Below are 20,914 nucleotides of genomic sequence, written 5' to 3'. Positions count from 1 at the left end.
CAACGACCTGTTAACTAAAAAGGTCGTTCATGGTTGCTCGCGCCCACACAGTAGCTTTCCAAGGGGTCGATGCACGCCCGGTCGAGGTGCAATGCGCCGTCTCGCCAGGCCTGCCCGCCTTTTCCATCGTCGGCCTACCAGACAAAGCCGTGTCCGAAGCTCGTGACCGCGTGCGCAGTGCGCTGAGTTCGATGGCCATCGCGTTGCCGTCGAAACGCATCACTATCAACCTATCCCCTGCCGACCTGCCTAAGGAGGGCAGCCATTTCGACCTACCCATCGCGGTGGCACTATTGTCAGCTTTGGAGATTATCCCACGAGATGCCGTTGAAGGCGCAGTGTCCTTGGGCGAACTGTCATTGGACGGCTCGTTGGTTCCTGTGGTCGGAGCCCTGCCCGCCGCAATGACCGCCGCCGCCGAGGATCGCGCTTTGCTTTGCCCTCGTGCTTCAAGTGCTGAGGCCGCGTGGGTCGATGCCACGCAGGTGATCGGCGCCGGGTCGCTAGGCGATGTCGTACGTCATTTTTCCGGCCAGTCACCGTTACCCGCGGCCCAACCGGGCGAGGTTAGTCTTACGCCCAGCGCCCGCGATTTGCGTGATGTAAAAGGCCAGGAGCGCGCCAAACGAGCGTTGGAAATTGCGGCTGCAGGACGTCACCACTTGATCATGATTGGAACGCCGGGGTCGGGAAAATCCATGTTAGCAGCGCGCCTGCCCGGTATTCTACCGCCGTTGACCCCAACCGAGGCACTGGAAACATCTATGATCCAGTCGTTGTGCGGGCTGTTGGATGAAGGCGGCATTAGCCGCTCCCGCCCTTTTCGCGAACCGCACCACACAGCCTCGATGGCTGCGATTGTTGGTGGTGGTAGAGGTGCGAAACCGGGTGAAATCTCGCTCGCTCATAACGGTGTATTGTTTATGGATGAACTCCCTGAGTTTCCTCGAACCGTGCTGGAAACCCTGCGCCAACCTATTGAAACGGGCGAGGTCATGGTGGCTCGTGCAAACGCGCACGTCAAATATCCTTGCCGTTTTATGCTGGTCGCCGCAGCCAATCCTTGCAGGTGCGGGTACTTGACCGATCCTGCCCGCGCTTGTTCACGCGCGCCGGTGTGCGGTGAGGATTATCTGGGTCGAATATCAGGCCCATTAATGGATCGTTTTGATCTGCGGATTGAGGTGCCGCCGGTTGGATTTACCGACCTGGACCTACCTGCCTCTGGCGACAGTTCGGTAACCGTTGCGGCGCGTGTCGGACAAGCCCGCGCCGTTCAGGCCGAACGGTTCCACGATACGCCGGCAGTTCGCCAGAACGCTGATGTCGAAGGCAACCAGCTAGAAGAAATTGCCGCCCCTGACGCCGAAGGTAGGGAGTTGCTTCTAAGGGCAGCTGAGCGTTTTGGCCTGTCAGCCCGTGCCTTTCACCGCATTCTGCGCGTGGCACGAACCATTGCCGACCTTGATGGCGCCGTCGATGTCAGGCGCCCCCACGTTGCCGAGGCGCTGAGCTTTCGCATCAGCGCCAAGGTAGCGTCTTAAAGCTTGGATTCGATTGCCTGCCAGATTTTTTCGGCGATGTTTACGCCGTCGAACCGTTCGAGCTCCTGAATGCCGGTGGGCGAGGTCACGTTGATCTCGGTCAGGTAATCCCCGATCACATCGATCCCAACGAAGATTTGACCCTTTTCCTTTAAAAGGGGACCAATCGCGGCGCAAATCTCTTGATCACGTTCAGACAAGCCGATCTTTTCAGGACGTCCACCAACATGCATGTTCGAGCGCGTTTCTCCTTTGGCCGGGACGCGGTTAATCGCTCCCACAGCTTCGCCATCCACAAGGATCACGCGCTTGTCCCCATTGCTGACGTCGGGCAGGAACTTCTGGACGATCAGCGGCTCACGCGAAAATCCTGTGAACAACTCGTGCAGAGACGTCAGGTTGCGGTCGTTAGCATCCAAGCGGAACACTCCAGCACCGCCATTGCCATAAAGCGGCTTAAGGATGATATCGCCATGCTTTTCCTTAAACGCTTTGATGGTCTGAAGATCGCGCGCGATGGTCGTTGGGGGCGTCAGGTCCGGGAAATCAAGGACCAACAGCTTTTCCGGGTAATTCCGCACCCAGAACGGGTCGTTGACCACCAGTGCTTGCCCCTTCAGTCGATCCAACAGGTGTGTCGATGTGATGTAGTGCATATCGAACGGAGGGTCTTGGCGGAGCCAAACCACGTCGAATTCCGCCAGATCGACCTCGCGCTCAGGACCAAGTTCGGCCGGATTGCCCGCTACACGCTGCACCGTCATATCATGACCGCGTGCGGTGATCCTCCCCTCCTGATAAGCCAGTTGGTCCGGGCTGTAGAAGAACAGCGAGTGCCCTCGCGACTGCGCCTCTTCGGCTAGTCGGAATGAGCTGTCTGCGTTGATATCCACGGCCCCAATCGGGTCCATCTGAAAGGCAATTTTCATGGCGTGTCCCTCAGTTTCACGCCAGATACATGGCGCAGTGCGGCCATGGGTTCAATGGGTGTCAGGCCTGTCCAAAGGCGTTTTCGATGATTTGAACAGCGCCTGAGGCATCCACCAATGCCGCATCAAACCGCGCATTTGTCAGTTGCCCGTTGGGTTCATCTTCTAGAAATTGAGCTGCCGAAGCGAAAATCCGATCCATCTGACGTAGGCTAATACGCGCTGCGGCCATCTCAAAACTCGTACTCTTCTTGACCTCGATGAAAACAACACCATCCGCGTTTCGGGCAATCAGGTCGATCTCTCCTCCGGCCCCGCGCCAACGACGATGCGCGATTGAAAAGCCGCGCCGCTCATAATCGGATGCAACCTGCTGCTCCGCCGCCTGTCCGGCGTGATAGGAAACCGAACTTCGGACGGATCGCGTGGTCATATCATCCCTTACCCAGTTTCAGAGCCTTTTGATAAATTGGTCGGCGCGGAAGTTTGTACATTTCCGACACCAGATCCGCCGCATCCCTTACCGAATGAGTTTCCAAAGCCCGTTTCAAAGCTTCTTCTACGTCGGATTCGTTAACAGTTTCCGAATGCCCGCGATCGACAAGCAAGACGATCTCACCTTTGACCGTTTGTCCTTGCAGATCCGCCGCAAGTTCACCCAAAGACCCACGCCGAACTTCTTCAAACTTTTTGGTCAACTCACGGCACATCGCGGCTGGGCGGTTTTCTCCCAGAACCTCAGCCAGATCCGATAGGCAGGCGGCCACGCGTTTCGGCGATTCGTAGAACACCAGTGTCCCGGGTATGTCCCGCAGTGCCTCAATCCGAGAGCGGCGGGCTCCGGACGCGTTGGGCAAAAACCCGGCGAAAAAGAACGCATCCGTTGGCAAACCCGCCAACGTCAGCGCCATCAAAGCCGCGGAAGGGCCGGGCGCACACGTCACGATGTGACCGGCCTCAGCGGCCTGTCGCCCCAGGTCATACCCCGGGTCTGCGATCAACGGCATTCCAGCTTCGGACGCGTAGGCAACCGACTTACCTTCGTTCAGAGCCTCAAGAATTTTACCGCGCGCTCCGGCGCCGGAGTGGTCATGATATGCCAAAATACGCCGTCCCTCTAGCGGGACGCCGTGTATTTCCATCAATCGGCGCAAGCTACGCGTGTCTTCGGCAGCAATTACATCAGCCGATGCCAACACATCCAGCGCCCTGAGCGTGATATCGCGTGCCGTTCCGATCGGAGTGGCAACAAAATACAGGCCGGCGCCCAATCTGACTTTTTGGAAATTCAAAGCTGGACCCTCACAGCGTGACGTCTATTATCGCGACCCAATAGATTGGCGGCACACCAAGTCGCTGGGACAGGGAGTTTTCATTCAGATGTTTACCGTTTGCAAGCCCGTTCGCAAGCTGGCGCGCACCGCCGCTGTATTGGCAACCGCCGCATTTTTGGCCGCTTGTGATGTCGGTACCATTGGCGGAGGGCCGTCGATCAACACATCCAAGCCAGTTCCGGTGGCCTTGTTGGTCCCAGCTGGATCTGGCCGCCCCGGCGACGCAGAACTGGCCCGCAGCCTAGAAAACGCGGCTCGTCTGGCAATGGCCGATCTGCAAAACGTGAAGATCGACCTACGAATCTACGACACACGTGGCAGTTCCAATACCGCCGCCGAGGTCGCACGACGCGCCGTTTCTGACGGCGCAAAAGTCATTTTGGGTCCGGTTTATGCGCAAGCTGCGAATTCCGCCGGTCTGGCTGTGCTGGAAAACAAGGTCAACGTTCTTTCTTTCTCGAACAACACCAGCATTGCTGGCGGGAATGTTTTCGTACTGGGCCCGACCTTTGGAAACACAGCTAATCGTCTTGTCAGCTTTGCCGGCTCTCAGGGCAAAAACGGAATGGTTATTGTTCACAGCAACGACGCCGCAGGTCAGTTAGGGCAATCGGCCATTGCAACCGCGCTTAGCAACAGCCGGGTCAACAATGCTGGCACTGTTGGATACGACCGTTCGCAACAAGGCGTCATCAATTCGGTTCCGACGATCAAAGCCAGCGTAGATGCATCTGGGGCGGATTCGATCTTTTTGACAGCGACGACGGCGGGTGCATTGCCGCTTTACAGCCAGTTGCTTCCCGAAGCCGGCATTTCACCGTCGACCACTCAGTTCATTGGTTTGACGCGCTGGGACATCCCACAACAGACACTTGAGTTGCCGGGTGTACAGGGGGGCTGGTTCGCTCTTCCGGATCCGTCCAAGGCTCAGGCCTATCGTCAACGCTATAACAACACTTACGGCGAGGCACCGCATCCGATCAGTGGCTTGGCATATGACGGTATCGCAGCAATTGCTGCGTTGGTCAGCCAAGGCAAATCCGACGCGCTGACCGCTTCGGCGCTGACGCAGAACGCTGGTTTCCAGGGCGTTGGTGGCATCTTCCGCCTGCGCTCGAACGGTACGAATGAACGCGGTCTGGCTGTGGCCACGATCCAGAATAAACAGGTAGTAGTGATTGACCCTGCCCCACAAAGCTTCTCTGGCGCCGGTTTCTGATCAACCGGTGCTGACGCTGACCCCCAAGGGTGAGCTGATTTGCCCGGCCGATGAAATTTTCGACAGCGCTGCCGTTATGGCGCAGCTGTCGGAAGCCTTCGACAACACCTCCGACAACGCGGCCCGCCGGAATGAAACCGTGCGGGTTCTGCGTGCTGCCCAAAAAGCGGGACGTCAAGCCATAGCCGATGCTTTTGCTAAACGCCCCTTTGACGCTAGACCGCTAACGCATTCCTACACCTATCTGACCGACGGGCTGGTCTGTACCGCCATGAAGGTCTCAAGCGAAACGCTGCACCCGCTAGCGACGCCGACCCAGGGGGAAAAGATCGCGGTAATGGCAGTCGGTGGTTACGGCCGCGGAGAAATGGCTCCGTCGTCCGATGTCGATCTTCTTTTCCTGACCCCATACAAGATCACCGCTTGGGCCGAGAGTGTGATCGAATCCATGCTCTACATCCTTTGGGACTTGCGCCTGAAGGTCGGTCATTCCTCGCGTACTATCAAAGATTGCCTTCGACTTGGGACCGAGGATTTTACCATCCGCACCGCCATGCTGGAGCAGCGTTATCTGGCTGGCGATAAAGACCTTGGAGCAGAGTTGGACACTCGCCTGCGATCCGATCTGTTCAAAGGCAGCGAGCGTCAATTTATCGAAGCCAAGCTTCAGGAGCGTGATGAACGCCACAAGAAGCAGGGCCAGCGCTATATGGTCGAGCCCAACGTAAAAGAGGGCAAAGGCGGACTACGCGACCTGCAATCACTTTATTGGATCGCAAAATATACATACGGCGTGCAGGACGTGGCCGAACTGGTGCCGCTTGGTCTATTCACGCCGGACGAGTTCAGCACCTTTGTACAGGCCGAGGATTTCCTGTGGGCCGTGCGCTCTCACTTGCATCTGGTCACTGGCCGCGCAACCGAGCAGCTGACGTTTGACATGCAGGTCGAGGTCGCCGATCGGATGGGATACGAAGACAGAGCGGGCCGCCGCGCCGTCGAGGTCTTCATGCAACGCTACTTCCGCGAGGCAACGCGGGTGGGCGAGCTGACACGCATTTTCCTGACCAAGTTGGAAGCCACTCATATGAAGGGCGCGCCCTTGCTCGAGCGCATCTTTCGCCGCCGTCCGCGACTGAAACCCGGTTATGCGGTCGTACATGGCCGTTTGGACGTTGCTGATTCTGACACGTTTCTGGCCGACAAGTTGAACATGTTGCGCCTGTTCGAAGAAGGGTTGCGCACAGGCATGTTGATCCATCCGGATGCGATGCGATTGGTCAGCGCCAACCTCCATCTGATCGATGAAGAGATGCGCGAAGACAAAGAGGCGCAGCGCATCTTCCTTGATCTGATGCTGAAACACGGCAACCCGGAACGCGCTCTGCGGCGGATGAACGAATTGGGTGTGTTGTCGGCCTTCCTACCGGAGTTCGAGCACATCGTGGCAATGATGCAGTTCAACATGTATCACAGCTATACCGTCGATGAGCACACCATTCAGTGCATCGTCAACCTCGCCCAAATCGAACGCGGAGAGCTGGTGGAATCGCTGCCGCTGGCCTCGTCCATTCTGAAGGGCGGAGTTAATCGCAAGGTTCTTTATGTGGCCTTGCTTCTGCATGACATCGCCAAGGGCCGTCCCGAAGATCACTCGATCCTTGGCGCTCAGATCGCACGCAAAGTTGCCCCGCGATTGGGCCTGAACAAGGCGGACTCGGAAACCGTGGAATGGCTTGTACGGTACCACCTGCTAATGTCGGACATGGCGCAGAAACGAGACATCTCGGACCCACGCACCGTTCGTGACTTTGCCAAGGCCGTAAAGACGGTCAAGCGACTGGATCTGCTGACGGTGCTGACAGTTTGTGACATTCGCGGCGTCGGACCACATACGTGGAACAACTGGAAAGCCACCCTGTTGCGCGCCCTACACGCCGAAACCAAACGCGCGCTGGAAACCGGAATGGAAGACCTGAACCGCGCCAATCGGGGCACCGAGGCGAAAAAGGCGCTACGGGCTGAGCTTTCGGACTGGTCCAAATCTGACCTCAAGGTCGAAACCGGACGGCACTATCCTCCTTATTGGCAGGGCCTGAACATTTCGACCCACATAGAATTTGCCGAAATGCTGCGAACGCTGGAACACAGCGGCGACCCGGGTGAAATGGAAATCCGACTGCATCCCGATGAAGACCGCGATGCCACACGGGCCTGTTTCGCGATGGGTGATCATCCGGGGATTTTTGCGCGGATCGCAGGTGCTCTGGCACTGGTTGGGGCCAATGTGGTGGACGCACGCAGCTACACCACCAAAGACGGCTATGTCACCGATGCGTTCTGGATTCAGGACGCTGAAGGCCACCCGTTCGAGGCTAGCCGTCTCCCGCGTTTGACCCAAATGATTCACAAAACACTAAAAGGTGAGGTTGTGGCCCGCGATGCACTGAAATCGCGGGACAAGATCAAGAAACGCGAACGCGCCTTCAACGTGCCGACCCATATCACCTTCGACAACGATGGGTCTGAGATTTACACGATCATCGAGGTCGATACCCGCGACAGGCCGGGCCTTTTGTATGACCTGACCCGGACCCTGGCAGCGGCCAACGTTTATATCGCAAACGCAGTGATCGCGACCTACGGCGAACAAGTCGTGGATACCTTTTACGTCAAGGACATGTTCGGACTGAAATACCATTCGGAAAGCAAACAGCGCACGCTGGAAGGGAAGCTGCGCAAAGCCATAACCGAAGGCGCTGAGCGCGCGGCCTCATGAAGCAGATTCGGCTGTTTTCAGGCCTGTTCACGGTCGGCTTCTGGACTCTGGCCAGCCGGATTCTAGGCTTTTTGCGAGAAATTCTGTTGACCGCCTATATCGGGCCGGGGCCAGTTATGGATGCGTTCGTTGCGGCCTTTCGCCTGCCCAACATGTTTCGCCGTTTCTTTGCCGAGGGCGCGTTCAACGCTGCCTTTGTTCCAATGTTCTCAAAACGGTTGGAAGGCGAAGAAAACGCGGAAGGTTTTGCCCAGGATGCATTCAATTTACTGGCGGTGGCTGTACTGGCCCTTGTCGGTCTGGCCATGGTCTTCATGCCCGGGCTGGTCTGGTTAACGGCTGAGGGTTTCTACGGCGACGAACGGTTCGATCTGGCGGTGGACTACGGTTACGTGGTGTTCCCCTACATCCTGTTCATGTCACTGGCGGCGCTGTTTTCCGGAGTTCTAAACGCCACGGGCCGCTTTGCCGCTGCCGCTGCTGCGCCTGTTTTATTGAACATTTTTGCCTGCACAGCCCTCATAACTGCTGCAGCCATGGGCGGTGACGTGATCCGCTGGCTGATAGCTGTAATCCCATTGGCTGGCATCGCGCAACTGGCGCTGGTCTGGGTCGCGACCGAACGCGCGGGGATTCGGATACGCCCCGGCATTCCTAAACTCAGCCCCGAAATGCGCCACATGGTTCGCATTGCTGTACCGGCTGCATTGGCTATGGGCGTGACCCAGGTCAATCTGGTGGTCGGGCAACTGGTGGCATCGAAAACAGAAAAGGCCGTCAGTTGGTTGTTTGCGGCAGATCGTTTGTATCAACTGCCTTTGGGCGTGGTGGGTATCGCCGTTGGGATCGTGTTGCTGCCTGACCTTTCACGCCGTCTACGAGCGGGGGACAAGGATGGAGCCCGGAACGCTTTTTCCCGCGCAGGGGAATTTACGCTGTTACTGACGATCCCATCAACTGTGGCATTTGTGATCCTGCCGACTCCGATGGTTTCAGTGTTGTTCGAAAGGGGGCAGTTCAGCGCTCAGGATACAACAGCCACAGCGCTGGCAGTGGCGATCTATGGCATCGGTTTGCCTGCTTTCATGCTGCAAAAGCTGCTGCAACCTTTGTATTTTGCCCGCGAGGATACGCGATCCCCATTCCACTATGCGATCGTAGCCATGGTTGTGAATGCGGGGCTTGCCTTTGGGCTTTACCCACTAGTTGGTTGGATTGCTCCCGCCATTGCGGCCTCGGCCGCAGGGTGGGCCATGGTTGGCCTTTTGATTATCGGTGCACGGCGCATGGGCGAAGAGGCCCGGTTTGACGCCCGCTTTAAACGGAGGGCATGGCGTATCGTCGCGGCTTCGCTGGGGATGGGTGCGGTTTTGTATGCAGCCATCCACCTGTTCGGCTGGACCTTCGACTTGCCCGGCTGGCGCTATCTGGCGCTGATCATTTTGATTAAGGTTGCAGCGGCCTCATACTTCTTCCTCGGCCACCTGTTTGGCGCGTTCGAAGTGTCCGAATTCAAGAAGGCCCTGCGACGATCTTGATCAATCTCGGCGAATTCGGCTGACAATCCGTGCCCATCCGCCCGGAGCGAGAAAGAATGACAGGCCGAAACCGGTGGCAAACCCACCCAGATCGGCCACCCAATCCGATGTGCCGCCAAACAACAGGCCGAAAACCAGCTGTATACCCATAAGTGCCGCTATCAAACCAAACGCGCGTGATTGATTTTCGCCGACCAGTGACAGTTTGCGCCACAACAGCCATGTGAACGCGCCGATCAGCCCATATACCGGGGGAAATCCACCGACCAGAGGGTAGCGAGGGTCCAGCAGCAGAGCATAGGCCAGCGCTCCACCGACGCCGGACAGCACAAAGATCACCAGCATTTGGAACCCACCAAAAACCTCGGCCACCATCTTGCCCATAGCTAGCAGGAAGACACAGACAAAGATCGCCTGTGTGAATGAACCCGAGACAAACGGGTAGGTGACAAACCTGATGACATGTTCAGGCGGCCAGCGCCCATTCTCGACCATCCAGTCGAAGATGTCCGGAGAGAACGAATAGCTCTGCAACGCATCCAACCGCCAACCCACTGCTGACGGCCCGCCGATCAGACCGCGTGTACCAAGTGTGAACGCCAGCTCGATTCCCATAATGAACAAAGACAGCGCCACCACAACCGGCGGCAAAGGGTTCACGGCGGGTGTATAATGCTCACTGCTCATTGGGTTGGCCTTTCGCGGCTGTTGACGTCCCTTGGCCTCATGGGTAAGCGACGGGGGCTGATTTTTCCAGACGGGAGTTCCCTTCGATGACCGAGACCAAGTTCACACCGCGCGTGTTTTCCGGCATCCAGCCGTCGGGAAACCTGCATCTTGGCAACTACCTGGGTGCACTGAAGCGTTTTGTGGATATGCAGCAACCGGATATGGAGACCATCTATTGCATGGTCGATCTACACGCGATCACCGTCTGGCAAGACCCCAAAGAACTGGCGCATTCGACGCGTGAGTTGTGTGCGGGCTTTATTGCGGCAGGTCTCGACCCCGAAAAGTCGATCCTGTTCAACCAAAGTCAGGTGCCCGAGCATGCGCAGCTGGCATGGATCTTTAACTGCGTCGCCCGCATGGGTTGGATGCAGCGCATGACCCAGTGGAAGGACAAGGCTGGCAAGAACCAACAGAACGCCTCACTTGGACTGTTCGCCTATCCGTCTTTGATGGCCGCCGACATTCTGACCTACCACGCAACGCATGTTCCGGTAGGAGACGACCAGAAACAGCACTTGGAACTGACCCGCGACATCGCGATCAAGTTCAACCACGACTACGGTGTCGATTTCTTTCCGATCACAGAACCTGTGATCGAAGGGGCGGCGACGCGTGTCATGAGTCTGCGTGATGGTTCAAAGAAAATGTCCAAGTCCGACCCCTCGGACATGAGCCGTATAAACATGACTGACGATGCGGACACGATCGCCAAAAAGATCCGAAAGGCCAAAACTGATCCGGACGCCCTGCCCTCAGAGGCAGAAGGACTCGAAGACCGGCCCGAAGCGCGCAATCTGGTGAACATCTTTGCCGCGTTAAACGACCAGAGTGTTGACCAAGTTCTGGCCGAAATGGGTGGGAAACAGTTTGGTGAGTTCAAGCCGATGCTTGCTGAACTGGCTGTTTCGAAGTTGTCGCCGATTTCGACTGAAATGGCCCGTCTCATGGGCGAAGAGGCAGAGATTGACCGGATTTTGGCTAAGGGTGCTGACAAAGCGCGGGCGATCGCGGCCCCGATCCTGCAGCAAACCTACGAAATCGTGGGCATGGTTGGTGCAAAACAGGCCTGATTGCTCTGGACCTTCCCCGAACGCCTTCCTAGGTTTGCCGCAAAGCTTGGGAGGGCGTTATGGCAGTCGGTAAGAACATCCGTACCTATTTCGAAGGTCAATGGCATGACGGGGACGCCCCGATTATGCGAGCGGCTGATCACGGCGCATGGCTGGGCTCTTCGGTTTTTGATGGCGCACGGTACTTCGATGGTATGGCACCCGATCTCGAGGCGCATTGCGCCCGTGTGAACCGATCCGCCGAAGCTCTGATGCTGACCCCTAGCGTGACTACCGAACAAATGGTCGAGATCGTCCGCGAAGGGCTGGAAGCTTACTCTCCCGACGCCGCTGTCTATATCCGCCCGATGTATTGGGGAATCGATGGCGACGCGACCGCCATCATCCCGCAGGAAAACAGCACTGGTTTTGCTATCTGCCTCGAGCAAATCCCAATGGCCTCGGAGACCGCCTCGGTCACGCTTGGGTACACGCGTTTTCGCCGTCCGGTTCTGGAATCTTCGGTCGTGAACGCCAAGGCCGGATGCCTCTATCCCAACAACGCGCGGATGCTACGTGAAGCACGTTCAAAGGGCTTTTCAAATGCGCTGGTCGCCGACGCCCTGGGTCACGTGGCCGAAACAGCCACCGCCAATATCTTTATGGTCCGCGACGGCGAAGTGTTCACACCAACTCCAAACGGTACTTTTCTGGCCGGCATCACGCGTGCGCGCCATATCAAAAATCTGCGGGCTGACGGGATGACCGTGCACGAAACCGTCCTGAGCTTTGACGACTTCCACTCCGCTGACGAGGTCTTCATGACCGGCAATATGAGCAAGATCACCCCGGTCACCGCCCTCGAAGACACACAGTATCAGGTTGGCCCGGTGGCGCGTCGAGCCCGCGAGCTTTATTGGGACTGGGCCGCAAGCATCCGGTAGTCATCACCGTGTTGCCAGCGTGCATTTGGTCGGGCATGATCGCCTGAAATGAATGAGGAAACCCTATGCGCAAATTCCTGGTCGTTCTGGATGACAGCCGCGAATGCCTGAACGCCATGCGTTTTGCTGCCATGCGTGCAGCCCATACCGGCGGCGGCGTCACGATCCTATCGGTCATCCCGCCGGACGAGTTCAACCATTGGATCGGCGTTGCTGAAGTCATGCGTGAAGAAGCGCGCGAGCGTATCCACGCCCATTATGAAGTTTTTGCCAAGTGGATGCGGGACAAACAAGGTGTCGACCCTGAACTTGCAATCCGTGAAGGGGAACCTGTGGCCCAAATCATTGAGCATGTTCAGTCCGACCCTGAAATTGGCGTGCTAGTGCTGGGTGCGGGTGTTGAAAAGAAAGGTCCTGGACCATTGGTGACACAGTTGACCAAAAATTCAGGCAGCCTTCCGATTCCGATCACTATTGTCCCCGGCGATCTGAGCAAGGAAAAACTGGAAGAGATTACCTGAGGCCGATCATGTCCCGCAGCATCCAGTTCTGGTTCGAATTCGCATCGACCTATTCTTACCTCAGCGCGATGCGCATAGAAGAGCTGGCCGCTCAGAATGGTATCCTCGTTGAATGGCAACCCTTTCTGCTGGGCCCGATATTTGCAGCACAAGGCTGGGATAACTCGCCTTTCAACATCTATCCGGCCAAAGGGCGTTACATGTGGCGCGATATGGAGCGTTTGGCCGGGCAGCGGGATTTGTCTTTCGCACGACCAGATCCCTTCCCCCAGAATGGTCTGAAAGCATCGCGGCTGACACTGTCGATTGAATCTCATCCTCAAAGGGCCGCTTTCGTCCGCGCTGTATATTCTGCCCAATTCGCGGACGGCTTGAACATATCGGACGACGAAGTGTTGATCGATTGCCTGGCCCAAGCGAGCCTGCCAGCTGAGGCACTGAACGCCACACAGGATCCTCAAATTAAGGCTGCGCTAATCGAACAGACAAAGACCGCGCAAGCCAAAGGGCTGTTTGGCGCCCCAAGTTTCTTAGTTGCCGATGAGCTGTTTTGGGGTGACGACCGATTGGATGACGCAATGAAACTGGCAACTGAAATTTAGAACCGTTCCAAATCTTGACTTCCCCGGCCCGGACCCGCATATCAGATGCAACTGAAATGGAGCTGCGCCATGTTTATCCAGACCGAATCCACGCCGAACCCGGCGACGCTGAAATTTCTGCCCGGCCAAACCGTTCTGGAAGCGGGCACCGCCGATTTTCCAACACCTGAAGCCGGAGAGAAATCGCCTCTGGCCAAGCGTATCTTTGCGGTAAACGGTGTAACCGGCGTTTTCTTTGGCAATGATTTCGTAACCGTCACCAAATCGGACGACGTTCAGTGGGACCACATTAAGCCCGCCATCCTGGGTGCTGTGATGGAACACTATCAGTCTGGTCAACCGGTGATCGGTGCTGATGCAACCGGTGCGTCCGGTCACGCCGAGCATACGGGCGAAGATGCTGAAATCGTGAACCAGATCAAGGATCTGCTGGACAGCCGCGTGCGTCCGGCGGTGGCTCAAGATGGTGGTGACATCACCTTCCACGGGTTTGATCGGGGTATCGTTTACCTGCACATGCAAGGGGCCTGCGCAGGCTGCCCGTCTTCGACCCTGACACTGAAAATGGGGATTGAGAACTTGCTACGTCACTACATTCCAGAAGTGACCGAGGTCCGACCCGTTGCCGTCTGACACGCTCATCTTGGCGTTTGACACATCGGCCGCGCATTGCGCGGCCGCTTTGTTACGTGGAGACACTATCTTAACGTCTCGTGTGGAACCCATGTCACGTGGCCAAGCCGAACGCCTGATGCCCCTGCTGGAAGAGGTGCTGGCCGAAGCAAACTGCACCTGGCATGATTTGTCAGCTATCGGGGTCGGAGTTGGGCCTGGAAACTTCACCGGCATCCGTATTTCGGTGTCTGCCGCGCGTGGGTTGGCCCTGGGGCTTGGAATCCCTGCCGTGGGTGTCTCAGGTTTCGATGCTTTGGCCCACACAGGAGATGGTATTCCCGCGATCCGCGCCCCGCGCGAACAGGTTTACGTTGCGTTGCCCGGGCAAGATCCTGCGCTGATGGCCCAGGAACATGCAGAATCACTCGGGCGGTTGATCCTAAACGACGACCCAAACGACCAAGTCCGCGCTATTGCCCACCTGGCCGCGCAACGCTGGCACAGCGTGACTACACCTCCGGCACCGCTATATGTGCGGCCAGCTGATGCCGCCCCTTCGAAAGACACACCACCTGTGTTGCTGGACGGATGAACCCACAAAAACTTGCCCAAACCCACGCTGCGGCTTTCACACAATCACGCCCGTGGTCCGAGCAGGAGTTCGCTCAACTTCTGAAAAATAGATTTACTTATATTATTGGAAATGCAAAATCTTTTTCGCTGTTCCAAGTTATTGCAGATGAAGCTGAGCTGCTGACAATCGCCACCCACCCAAGCCTTCAACGGCAAGGTTTGGCGCTGCAATGCATGTTGGAATGGCATGCAAAAGCCCAAGATTTAGGCGCCACCCGCGCTTTTCTGGACGTTGCAGCGGACAACTATCCTGCGATCGCTCTGTATGAACGGTGCGGCTACACTCAGTGTGGGCTGCGAAAGGGCTATTATTCACGTAAAAACGCGGAGAAAACAGACGCGATCGTCATGGAATGCAGTCTGGTCTGAGAAATAACCTTACATTTTTTCGACCAGTTGGTAAAAAATCTGTTGACCGCGCCTGTTGCAAACGCCCTTAATTCCCGCCATCACAACAGTTATGCTCGCTCACAGTGGGTAATCGCGGCTATCTTGGCTGCGACGACAATAACAAACGGGAGTATGAAATGACCCTGATGAAATCCTTGATGGGCGCTGCCGCCGCCGTCGCACTGACTGCAGGTGCAGCTCTGGCCGAGCCGGCCCTGATCTTTGACCTTGGCGGCAAGTTCGATAAGTCGTTCAACGAAGCCGCGCACTCTGGTGCGACACGTTGGGCCGAAGAAACCGGTGGCACCTATCGTGAGATCGAACTTCAGTCCGAAGCGCAGCGCGAGCAAGCTCTCCGCCGCTTTGCCGAAGCCGGCTTGAACCCGATCATCACAATGGGTTTCGCAATGGCTGACCCGCTGGCCGCCGTGGCCGGTGATTATCCTGACACCAAATTCGTTGCGGTCGATGTAAACTGGCTGGAAGCACCGAACGTTCGTCAGATTGGTTTTGCTGAGCACGAAGGCTCTTACTTGGTTGGCATGATGGCAGCTATGGCGTCCGAGTCGGGCACCGTTGGCTTCATCGGCGGCATGGACATTCCGCTGATCCGTCACTTTGGTTGTGGCTATGCCCAAGGCGCCAAGGCCGTTAACCCTGACATCACTGTGGTTGCCAACATGACCGGTACAACACCGGCTGCTTGGAACGACCCGGTAAAAGGCTCTGAGCTGACCAAAGCGCAAATCAGCCAAGGTGCTGACGTTGTTTATGCTGCTGCTGGCGGCACCGGCGTTGGTGTTCTGCAAACCGCGGCTGACGAAGGTATCCTGTCGATCGGCGTGGACAGCAACCAGAACCACCTGCACCCGGGCAAAGTTCTGACCTCGATGCTCAAGCGTGTTGACGTCGCCGTGTACGACGCAATGAGCGCTGGCGAAAACCTGGAAACCGGCGTGTTTGCCATGGGTCTTGCCGAAGAAGGTGTTGGCGTCGCAATGGACGAGAACAACGCTTCTCTGGTCTCGGATGACATGAAAGCTGCTATCGACAAAGCCCGTCAGGACATCATCGACGGTAACGTGAGCGTCGTTAGCTATTACGAGAACGACAGCTGCCCGGCACTGCAGTTCTGATATCGTGCGGGGCGGGGGAAACCTCCGCCTCGCCTCCACTTTGCCGCGCATAGTAACGCGGCCCTTCGGCAATTGAGGACAAGACATGACCGTCCCCGCCATTGAGCTCAAAGGGATTTCCAAAGCCTTTGGGCCGGTTCAGGCCAACAAAGACATTTCCATCAGCGTCGCCCCCGGCACGATCCACGGGATCATCGGTGAAAACGGTGCGGGCAAATCCACGCTGATGAGCATTCTCTACGGCTTCTACAAGGCCGATAAAGGTGAGATCTGGATCAACGGATCCAAGACCGACATCCCTGACAGTCAGGCGGCAATTGCTGCTGGCATCGGGATGGTGTTTCAGCACTTCAAACTGGTCGAGAATTTCACCGTTCTGGAAAACATCGTTCTGGGCGCCGAGGATGGCGGGCTACTGGCCCCGTCCCTTTCCAAAGCTCGAAAAGAGCTAAAAGAACTGGAAGAAGAATACGAGCTGTTCGTCGATCCCGACAAGCGTATCGACGAGATCGGCGTAGGCATGCAGCAGCGTGTCGAGATCCTTAAGGCTCTGTACCGCAAGGCCGAGATCCTGATCCTCGACGAACCTACAGGCGTGCTGACCCCTGCTGAGGCAGATCAGCTATTCCGCATCCTTGACCGTCTGCGGGCCGAGGGGAAAACGATAATCGTGATTACGCACAAACTGCGTGAGATCATGGAAAACACAGACACCGTTTCGGTCATGCGGCGCGGACAAATGACAGCCACAGTCAAAACGGCAGAGACCAGCCCCGAAGAACTGGCCGAGCTGATGGTGGGTCGGAAAGTTCTGTTGCAGGTCGATAAAGTCCCAGCACAACCGGGCAAACCCATTCTTGAGGTCGAAAACCTGCGCGTATTCGATTCTGCTGGTGTTGAGCGTGTCAAAGGCATCGATCTGACCGTGCGCGCGGGTGAAATCGTCGGCATCGCTGGCGTTGCTGGCAATGGTCAATCGGAATTGCTGGAAGTTCTGGGTGGCATGCGCCCCGGACAGGGCTCAATCAAGCTGAATGGTGAACCTTTGGCGCTCAGCGGACATGGGTCTGACGGTCAGGCCCGTCGTGCACAGCATATCGCCCACGTGCCCGAGGACCGTCAGCGAGAAGGCCTGATCATGGACTTCCATGCGTGGGAAAACGTAGCCTTTGGCTATCACCGGGACCCGGCTTACAAGCGCGGCATCTTCATGGACAATGCCGCCCTGCGTGCCGATACCGAACGTAAAATTGAGAAATTTGATGTGCGCCCACCCAATGGGTGGCTGACTGCAAAGAGCTTTTCTGGCGGCAACCAACAGAAAATCGTCGTAGCGCGCGAGATTGAGCGGAACCCGGACCTTCTGCTGGTCGGACAGCCGACCCGCGGTGTGGACATCGGTGCGATCGAATTCATCCACAAACAAATCGTCGCACTGCGCGATCAGGGGAAAGCAATCCTGCTGGTTTCAGTTGAGTTGGAGGAGATCTTCTCGCTCTCTGATCGGATCGCGGTGATGTTTGACGGACATATCATGGGCGAACGTCTGCCTCATGAAACTGATGAAAAAGAGCTGGGCCTGCTGATGGCCGGTGTTGCGGGAGAGGCCGCGTAAGATGGAAAAAATGCCCAAATGGGCCGACGTGGTGCTGATCCCCATCATCAGCCTGTTGTTGGCCACGATCCTTTCCGCGCTGGTGATCCTCGCCATTGGGGAAAACCCGATTGAGGCGGTGAACCTTATGGTCACCGGCGCGCTGGGTTCCACCTATGGCTGGGGCTATACCCTATATTACGCGACCAACTTCATGTTCACCGGGCTGGCGGTGGCCGTTGCGTTCCATGCCCGGCTGTTTAACATCGGTGGTGAAGGTCAAGCTATGCTGGGCGGGCTTGGTGTTGCGATGGTGTGCCTTTACATTGATTGGCCGCATTGGAGCATTGCACTGCTGGCCGCCTGTGCAGGCTCAATGCTGTTTGGGGCCGCTTGGGCCGCTATTCCTGCCTATCTACAGGCCAAGCGCGGCAGCCATATCGTTATTACAACGATTATGTTCAACTTCATCGCTGCGGCTTTCCTGAACTATATGCTGGTAAACGTGATGCGCCCACAGGGCTCGCAAGACCCAGCTACAGCGCGCTTTCCTGAGGCGGTGCATTTGCCGACGTTCCAGTCAATGTTCTCGACCGCGGAAAATATCGTGTTCAGAGGCGCACCTGCCAATATCTCTTTCTTTGTGGCGATCCTGGCCTGCATTGTGGTGTGGGCTCTCATCTGGCGCACAAGACTGGGCTATGAAATTCGCGCTTACGGTCATTCAGAAACCGGTGCCGTATATGCGGGGATTTCGCCCGTTCGCATCACTATTATTGCCATGTTGATTTCAGGCGCGTTGGCCGGTCTGATGGCCATCAACAACGTCATGGGAGAGGCCGAAAGGCTCGTCTTGAACTCGACCGAAGGCGCAGGCTTTATCGGCATTGCCGTGGCGCTTATGGGGCGTTCACATCCCTTTGGCGTTTTTCTTGCAGCTCTTCTTTTTGGGTTCCTCTATCAGGGTGGTGCCGAACTGGCGCTGTGGACCTCTATCCCACGTGAGCTGATCGTCGTCATCCAAGCTTTGGTGATCCTGTTTACCGGAGCGCTGGACAATATGGTCAGGATGCCGCTTGAAAAGCTGTTCATGGGTCTGCGGAAAGGAGCCGAGTGATGGAGTTTTTCGTAACACTCATCCAGGTTCTCGATTCGACGATCCGTTTGGCCACACCGCTTTTGTTGGCTTGTCTGGCCGGGCTCTATTCGGAACGAGCGGGCATTTTCGACATCGGGCTGGAAGGCAAGATGCTGATGGCGGCCTTTTTCTCGGCGGCGGTTGCAGCCGTGACGGGTTCCGTCTGGCTGGGCCTGCTTGCAGGGATCGGCGCTTCGTTAGTTCTGTCCGCGCTTCACGGGGTGGCCTCTATCACGTTCCGGGGAAATCAGCTTATTTCCGGGGTCGCGATTAACTTTCTGGCGTCGGGTCTGACTGTTCTGATCGCTCAAAGCTGGTTCCAGCAGGGCGGGCGTACCCCGTCCCTTTTTGGAGGAGGGCGCTTTGAACCAATCAATTTCCCGTTCGCGGACGCACTAAGCGAAGTTCCAATTATCGGGCCAATCTACTCGGAACTGCTCTCAGGCCATTCGATCTTGGTCTATGTGGCATTCTTGATGGTTCCGTTGACGTGGTGGATTCTGTACCGCACCCGGTTCGGCTTGCGTTTGCGCGCTGTGGGTGAAAACCCAGCCGCTGTGGACACCGCCGGTGTTTCCGTCGTCGGATTGCGCTTTGCCGCGGTGGCCATCTGTGGCGTGCTATGCGGGATTGCAGGCGCGTATCTAGCAACGGCTCTTCAGGCTGGTTTTGTCAAAGAGATGACAGCCGGGCGCGGGTTCATCGCACTTGCAGCTTTGATCTTTGCCAAGTGGCGACCCTGGCATGCGATGTGGGCTTGTTTGCTGTTCGGTCTGCTTCAGGCAATCGCGCTGCGGTTCCAGAATATCGATTTGGGCGGCGTGATCATCCCAGTGCAGGTTATGGACGCTCTGCCCTATATTCTGACCGTGGTTATTCTGGCCGGATTTGTCGGTAAAGCTATCCCACCACGTGCTGGCGGCGAACCCTATGTGAAGGAACGTTGATAAGTCCAGTTTCGAACTCCTGTCGGTCCTGTTCGCTGCAGCGCCGCATGCAGAGTTGATTTTGCATGCGGCAACCGCTCTAAAGGGGTATGTGCGTGTTTCCTGTCATAGCTGAGATCGGACCAAAGCCTTTCAGGGCACCGAGGCGGCTGGGAATTAAACCAATTCAACACGTTCACCCCTATCAAGCGATCGTAGCGCAGCAAGGAATGCGATGCGATCCACATCTAGTCACCGCACGGCAACGGGATTTTGCTCCAGTACGCTGTGCTCAAGCCACACCACATTGTCTTGAGACCAACAGTGTCACGTTGCGTGATGCATCTGGCCTCATTTATTAGTCGATCATGCAGATTTACCTTCCTATCGCCGAAGTATCCGTAAACGCCTTTCTTTTGTTAGGGCTCGGGGGGATGGTCGGCATCCTATCAGGTATGTTCGGAGTGGGCGGCGGATTCCTGATGACGCCTCTGCTGTTCTTCATCGGCATTCCACCTGCCGTCGCCGTCGCGACCGAAGCCAACCAAATCGTAGCTTCTTCGTTTTCAGGTGTTTTGGCACATTTTCGACGAAAAACAGTAGATCTGAAAATGGGCACGGTCCTGTTAACCGGGGGGTTAATCGGTGCTGCGCTTGGGGTGGTGATCTTCAACTATCTCAAAAGCCTGGGCCAGGTCGATCTGTTGGTTACGCTTTGCTACGTCGTTTTCCTTGGCGTTGTCGGCAGCCTGATGTTCATCGAAAGCCTGAATGCTCTGCGAAAATCCAAGAAAGGCACAGCAGGCCCCGCAAAACGGCGTCAGCGCGGCTGGGTGCACTCCATGCCCTTCAAGATGCGGTTTCGCACTTCGGGCCTTTATATCTCGGTCATTCCGCCTGTACTGGTTGGGCTTTGCGTTGGCATTTTGTCGGCAATTATGGGCGTTGGCGGCGGATTCATCATGGTGCCCGCGATGATCTATCTGTTGGGCATGCCCACCAAAGTCGTGGTTGGAACATCCCTGTTTCAGATCATCTTCGTGACAGCCTTCACCACCATGCTGCACGCCACGACGAACTACACCGTTGATATCGTTCTGGCCGTGTTGCTACTGGTCGGCGGCGTCATTGGGGCGCAGATCGGAACCGTGATCGGTGCACGAATGCCTGCCGAACAACTGCGGGTCCTACTGGCCGCTCTCGTTTTGGTGGTCTGCGGGAAACTGGCCTTGGACTTGTTGATTGAGCCTTCTGAGTTGTACTCCCTCGGCGCTGAAGGGGGGCACTGATC

Annotated in this window: 20 protein-coding genes; 16 read left to right on the top strand and 4 right to left on the bottom strand. The window is 56.7% G+C overall.

What is annotated here, in order from left to right; translation table 11 throughout:
- The first annotated feature begins 29 nt into the window (after nucleotides 1–29).
- A complete protein-coding gene (locus ACR0EO_RS17800) occupies nucleotides 30–1,544 on the top strand; it encodes a YifB family Mg chelatase-like AAA ATPase (RefSeq protein WP_480692052.1) in 1,515 nt (504 codons plus the stop codon).
- Here the strand turns inward: ACR0EO_RS17800 and gshB are convergent.
- From gshB to rsmI, 3 genes are all read right to left on the bottom strand, one after another.
- Entirely contained in the window at nucleotides 1,541–2,473 is a 933-nt protein-coding gene (gene gshB / locus ACR0EO_RS17795) for a glutathione synthase (protein WP_480692050.1), read from the bottom strand. The genes ACR0EO_RS17800 and gshB overlap by 4 nt on opposite strands.
- Nucleotides 2,474–2,534: 61 nt before the next feature.
- The gene (locus ACR0EO_RS17790; RefSeq protein ID WP_480692048.1) at nucleotides 2,535–2,906 is read right to left on the bottom strand and encodes a YraN family protein; all 372 of its coding nucleotides are present in this window, start codon (nucleotides 2,904–2,906) and stop codon (nucleotides 2,535–2,537) included.
- A gap of 1 nt (nucleotide 2,907) precedes the next feature.
- Nucleotides 2,908–3,765, bottom strand: a complete 858-nt coding sequence (gene rsmI, locus ACR0EO_RS17785; protein ID WP_480692046.1) for a 16S rRNA (cytidine(1402)-2'-O)-methyltransferase — start codon at nucleotides 3,763–3,765, stop codon at nucleotides 2,908–2,910.
- 88 nt (nucleotides 3,766–3,853) lie between these two features.
- Here rsmI and ACR0EO_RS17780 point away from each other — a divergent pair, with 88 nt between their 5' ends.
- The 3 genes from ACR0EO_RS17780 to murJ are packed head-to-tail and all read left to right on the top strand — an operon-like array spanning nucleotide 3,854 to nucleotide 9,343.
- The gene (locus ACR0EO_RS17780) at nucleotides 3,854–5,026 is read left to right on the top strand and encodes a penicillin-binding protein activator (RefSeq protein WP_480692044.1); all 1,173 of its coding nucleotides are present in this window, start codon (nucleotides 3,854–3,856) and stop codon (nucleotides 5,024–5,026) included.
- On the top strand, nucleotides 4,986–7,805 hold the full coding sequence (locus ACR0EO_RS17775; protein WP_480692042.1) for a [protein-PII] uridylyltransferase: 2,820 nt from the start codon (nucleotides 4,986–4,988) through the stop codon (nucleotides 7,803–7,805). The genes ACR0EO_RS17780 and ACR0EO_RS17775 overlap by 41 nt, the downstream gene beginning before the upstream one ends.
- Nucleotides 7,802–9,343 carry a murein biosynthesis integral membrane protein MurJ gene (murJ, locus tag ACR0EO_RS17770; protein ID WP_480692039.1) on the top strand — a complete coding sequence of 514 codons (1,542 nt, stop codon included), beginning with the start codon at nucleotides 7,802–7,804 and terminating at the stop codon, nucleotides 9,341–9,343. The genes ACR0EO_RS17775 and murJ overlap by 4 nt, the downstream gene beginning before the upstream one ends.
- On the opposite strand, the gene ACR0EO_RS17765 is transcribed toward murJ, so the two are convergent.
- Nucleotides 9,344–10,030, bottom strand: coding sequence for a rhomboid family intramembrane serine protease (locus tag ACR0EO_RS17765; RefSeq protein WP_480692038.1), 687 nt, complete (start codon nucleotides 10,028–10,030; stop codon nucleotides 9,344–9,346).
- 86 nt (nucleotides 10,031–10,116) lie between these two features.
- On the opposite strand from ACR0EO_RS17765, the gene trpS reads away from it, so the two are divergent.
- The 12 genes from trpS to ACR0EO_RS17705 all read left to right on the top strand — a co-directional run bounded on the left by trpS (nucleotide 10,117) and on the right by ACR0EO_RS17705 (nucleotide 20,912).
- Nucleotides 10,117–11,145, top strand: a complete 1,029-nt coding sequence (trpS, locus tag ACR0EO_RS17760) for a tryptophan--tRNA ligase (RefSeq protein WP_480692036.1) — start codon at nucleotides 10,117–10,119, stop codon at nucleotides 11,143–11,145.
- A 59-nt stretch (nucleotides 11,146–11,204) separates the two neighbouring features.
- Entirely contained in the window at nucleotides 11,205–12,068 is an 864-nt protein-coding gene (locus ACR0EO_RS17755) for a branched-chain amino acid aminotransferase (RefSeq protein WP_480692034.1), read from the top strand.
- Nucleotides 12,069–12,133: 65 nt separating this feature from the next.
- Nucleotides 12,134–12,589 (top strand): universal stress protein, encoded by a 456-nt coding sequence (locus tag ACR0EO_RS17750; protein WP_170387562.1) that lies wholly within the window; start codon nucleotides 12,134–12,136, stop codon nucleotides 12,587–12,589.
- Between the two features lie 8 nt (nucleotides 12,590–12,597).
- Nucleotides 12,598–13,191 (top strand): DsbA family protein, encoded by a 594-nt coding sequence (locus ACR0EO_RS17745; RefSeq protein ID WP_480692032.1) that lies wholly within the window; start codon nucleotides 12,598–12,600, stop codon nucleotides 13,189–13,191.
- Between the two features lie 69 nt (nucleotides 13,192–13,260).
- Nucleotides 13,261–13,824 (top strand): NifU family protein, encoded by a 564-nt coding sequence (locus ACR0EO_RS17740; protein WP_480692031.1) that lies wholly within the window; start codon nucleotides 13,261–13,263, stop codon nucleotides 13,822–13,824.
- The gene (gene tsaB, locus ACR0EO_RS17735) at nucleotides 13,814–14,398 is read left to right on the top strand and encodes a tRNA (adenosine(37)-N6)-threonylcarbamoyltransferase complex dimerization subunit type 1 TsaB (protein ID WP_480692029.1); all 585 of its coding nucleotides are present in this window, start codon (nucleotides 13,814–13,816) and stop codon (nucleotides 14,396–14,398) included. Before ACR0EO_RS17740 ends, tsaB begins: the two co-directional genes overlap by 11 nt.
- On the top strand, nucleotides 14,395–14,808 hold the full coding sequence (locus ACR0EO_RS17730) for a GNAT family N-acetyltransferase (protein WP_480692027.1): 414 nt from the start codon (nucleotides 14,395–14,397) through the stop codon (nucleotides 14,806–14,808). Before tsaB ends, ACR0EO_RS17730 begins: the two co-directional genes overlap by 4 nt.
- Before the next feature lie 158 nt (nucleotides 14,809–14,966).
- Complete coding sequence (locus ACR0EO_RS17725; protein ID WP_480692025.1) at nucleotides 14,967–15,965, top strand: BMP family lipoprotein; 999 nt, start codon at nucleotides 14,967–14,969, stop codon at nucleotides 15,963–15,965.
- A gap of 85 nt (nucleotides 15,966–16,050) precedes the next feature.
- Entirely contained in the window at nucleotides 16,051–17,580 is a 1,530-nt protein-coding gene (locus tag ACR0EO_RS17720; protein ID WP_480692023.1) for an ABC transporter ATP-binding protein, read from the top strand.
- A 1-nt stretch (nucleotide 17,581) separates the two neighbouring features.
- A complete protein-coding gene (locus ACR0EO_RS17715) occupies nucleotides 17,582–18,676 on the top strand; it encodes an ABC transporter permease (protein ID WP_480692021.1) in 1,095 nt (364 codons plus the stop codon).
- Entirely contained in the window at nucleotides 18,676–19,644 is a 969-nt protein-coding gene (locus ACR0EO_RS17710) for an ABC transporter permease (RefSeq protein ID WP_480692019.1), read from the top strand. Before ACR0EO_RS17715 ends, ACR0EO_RS17710 begins: the two co-directional genes overlap by 1 nt.
- A gap of 347 nt (nucleotides 19,645–19,991) precedes the next feature.
- Entirely contained in the window at nucleotides 19,992–20,912 is a 921-nt protein-coding gene (locus ACR0EO_RS17705; protein WP_480692017.1) for a sulfite exporter TauE/SafE family protein, read from the top strand.
- The last annotated feature ends 2 nt before the right edge of the window (nucleotides 20,913–20,914 follow it).

Source organism: Ruegeria sp. BE9 (genome assembly GCF_056538765.1).
The sequence above is the reverse complement of the archived record's forward strand: the minus strand, read 5'-3'. Positions and strand labels throughout refer to the sequence as shown.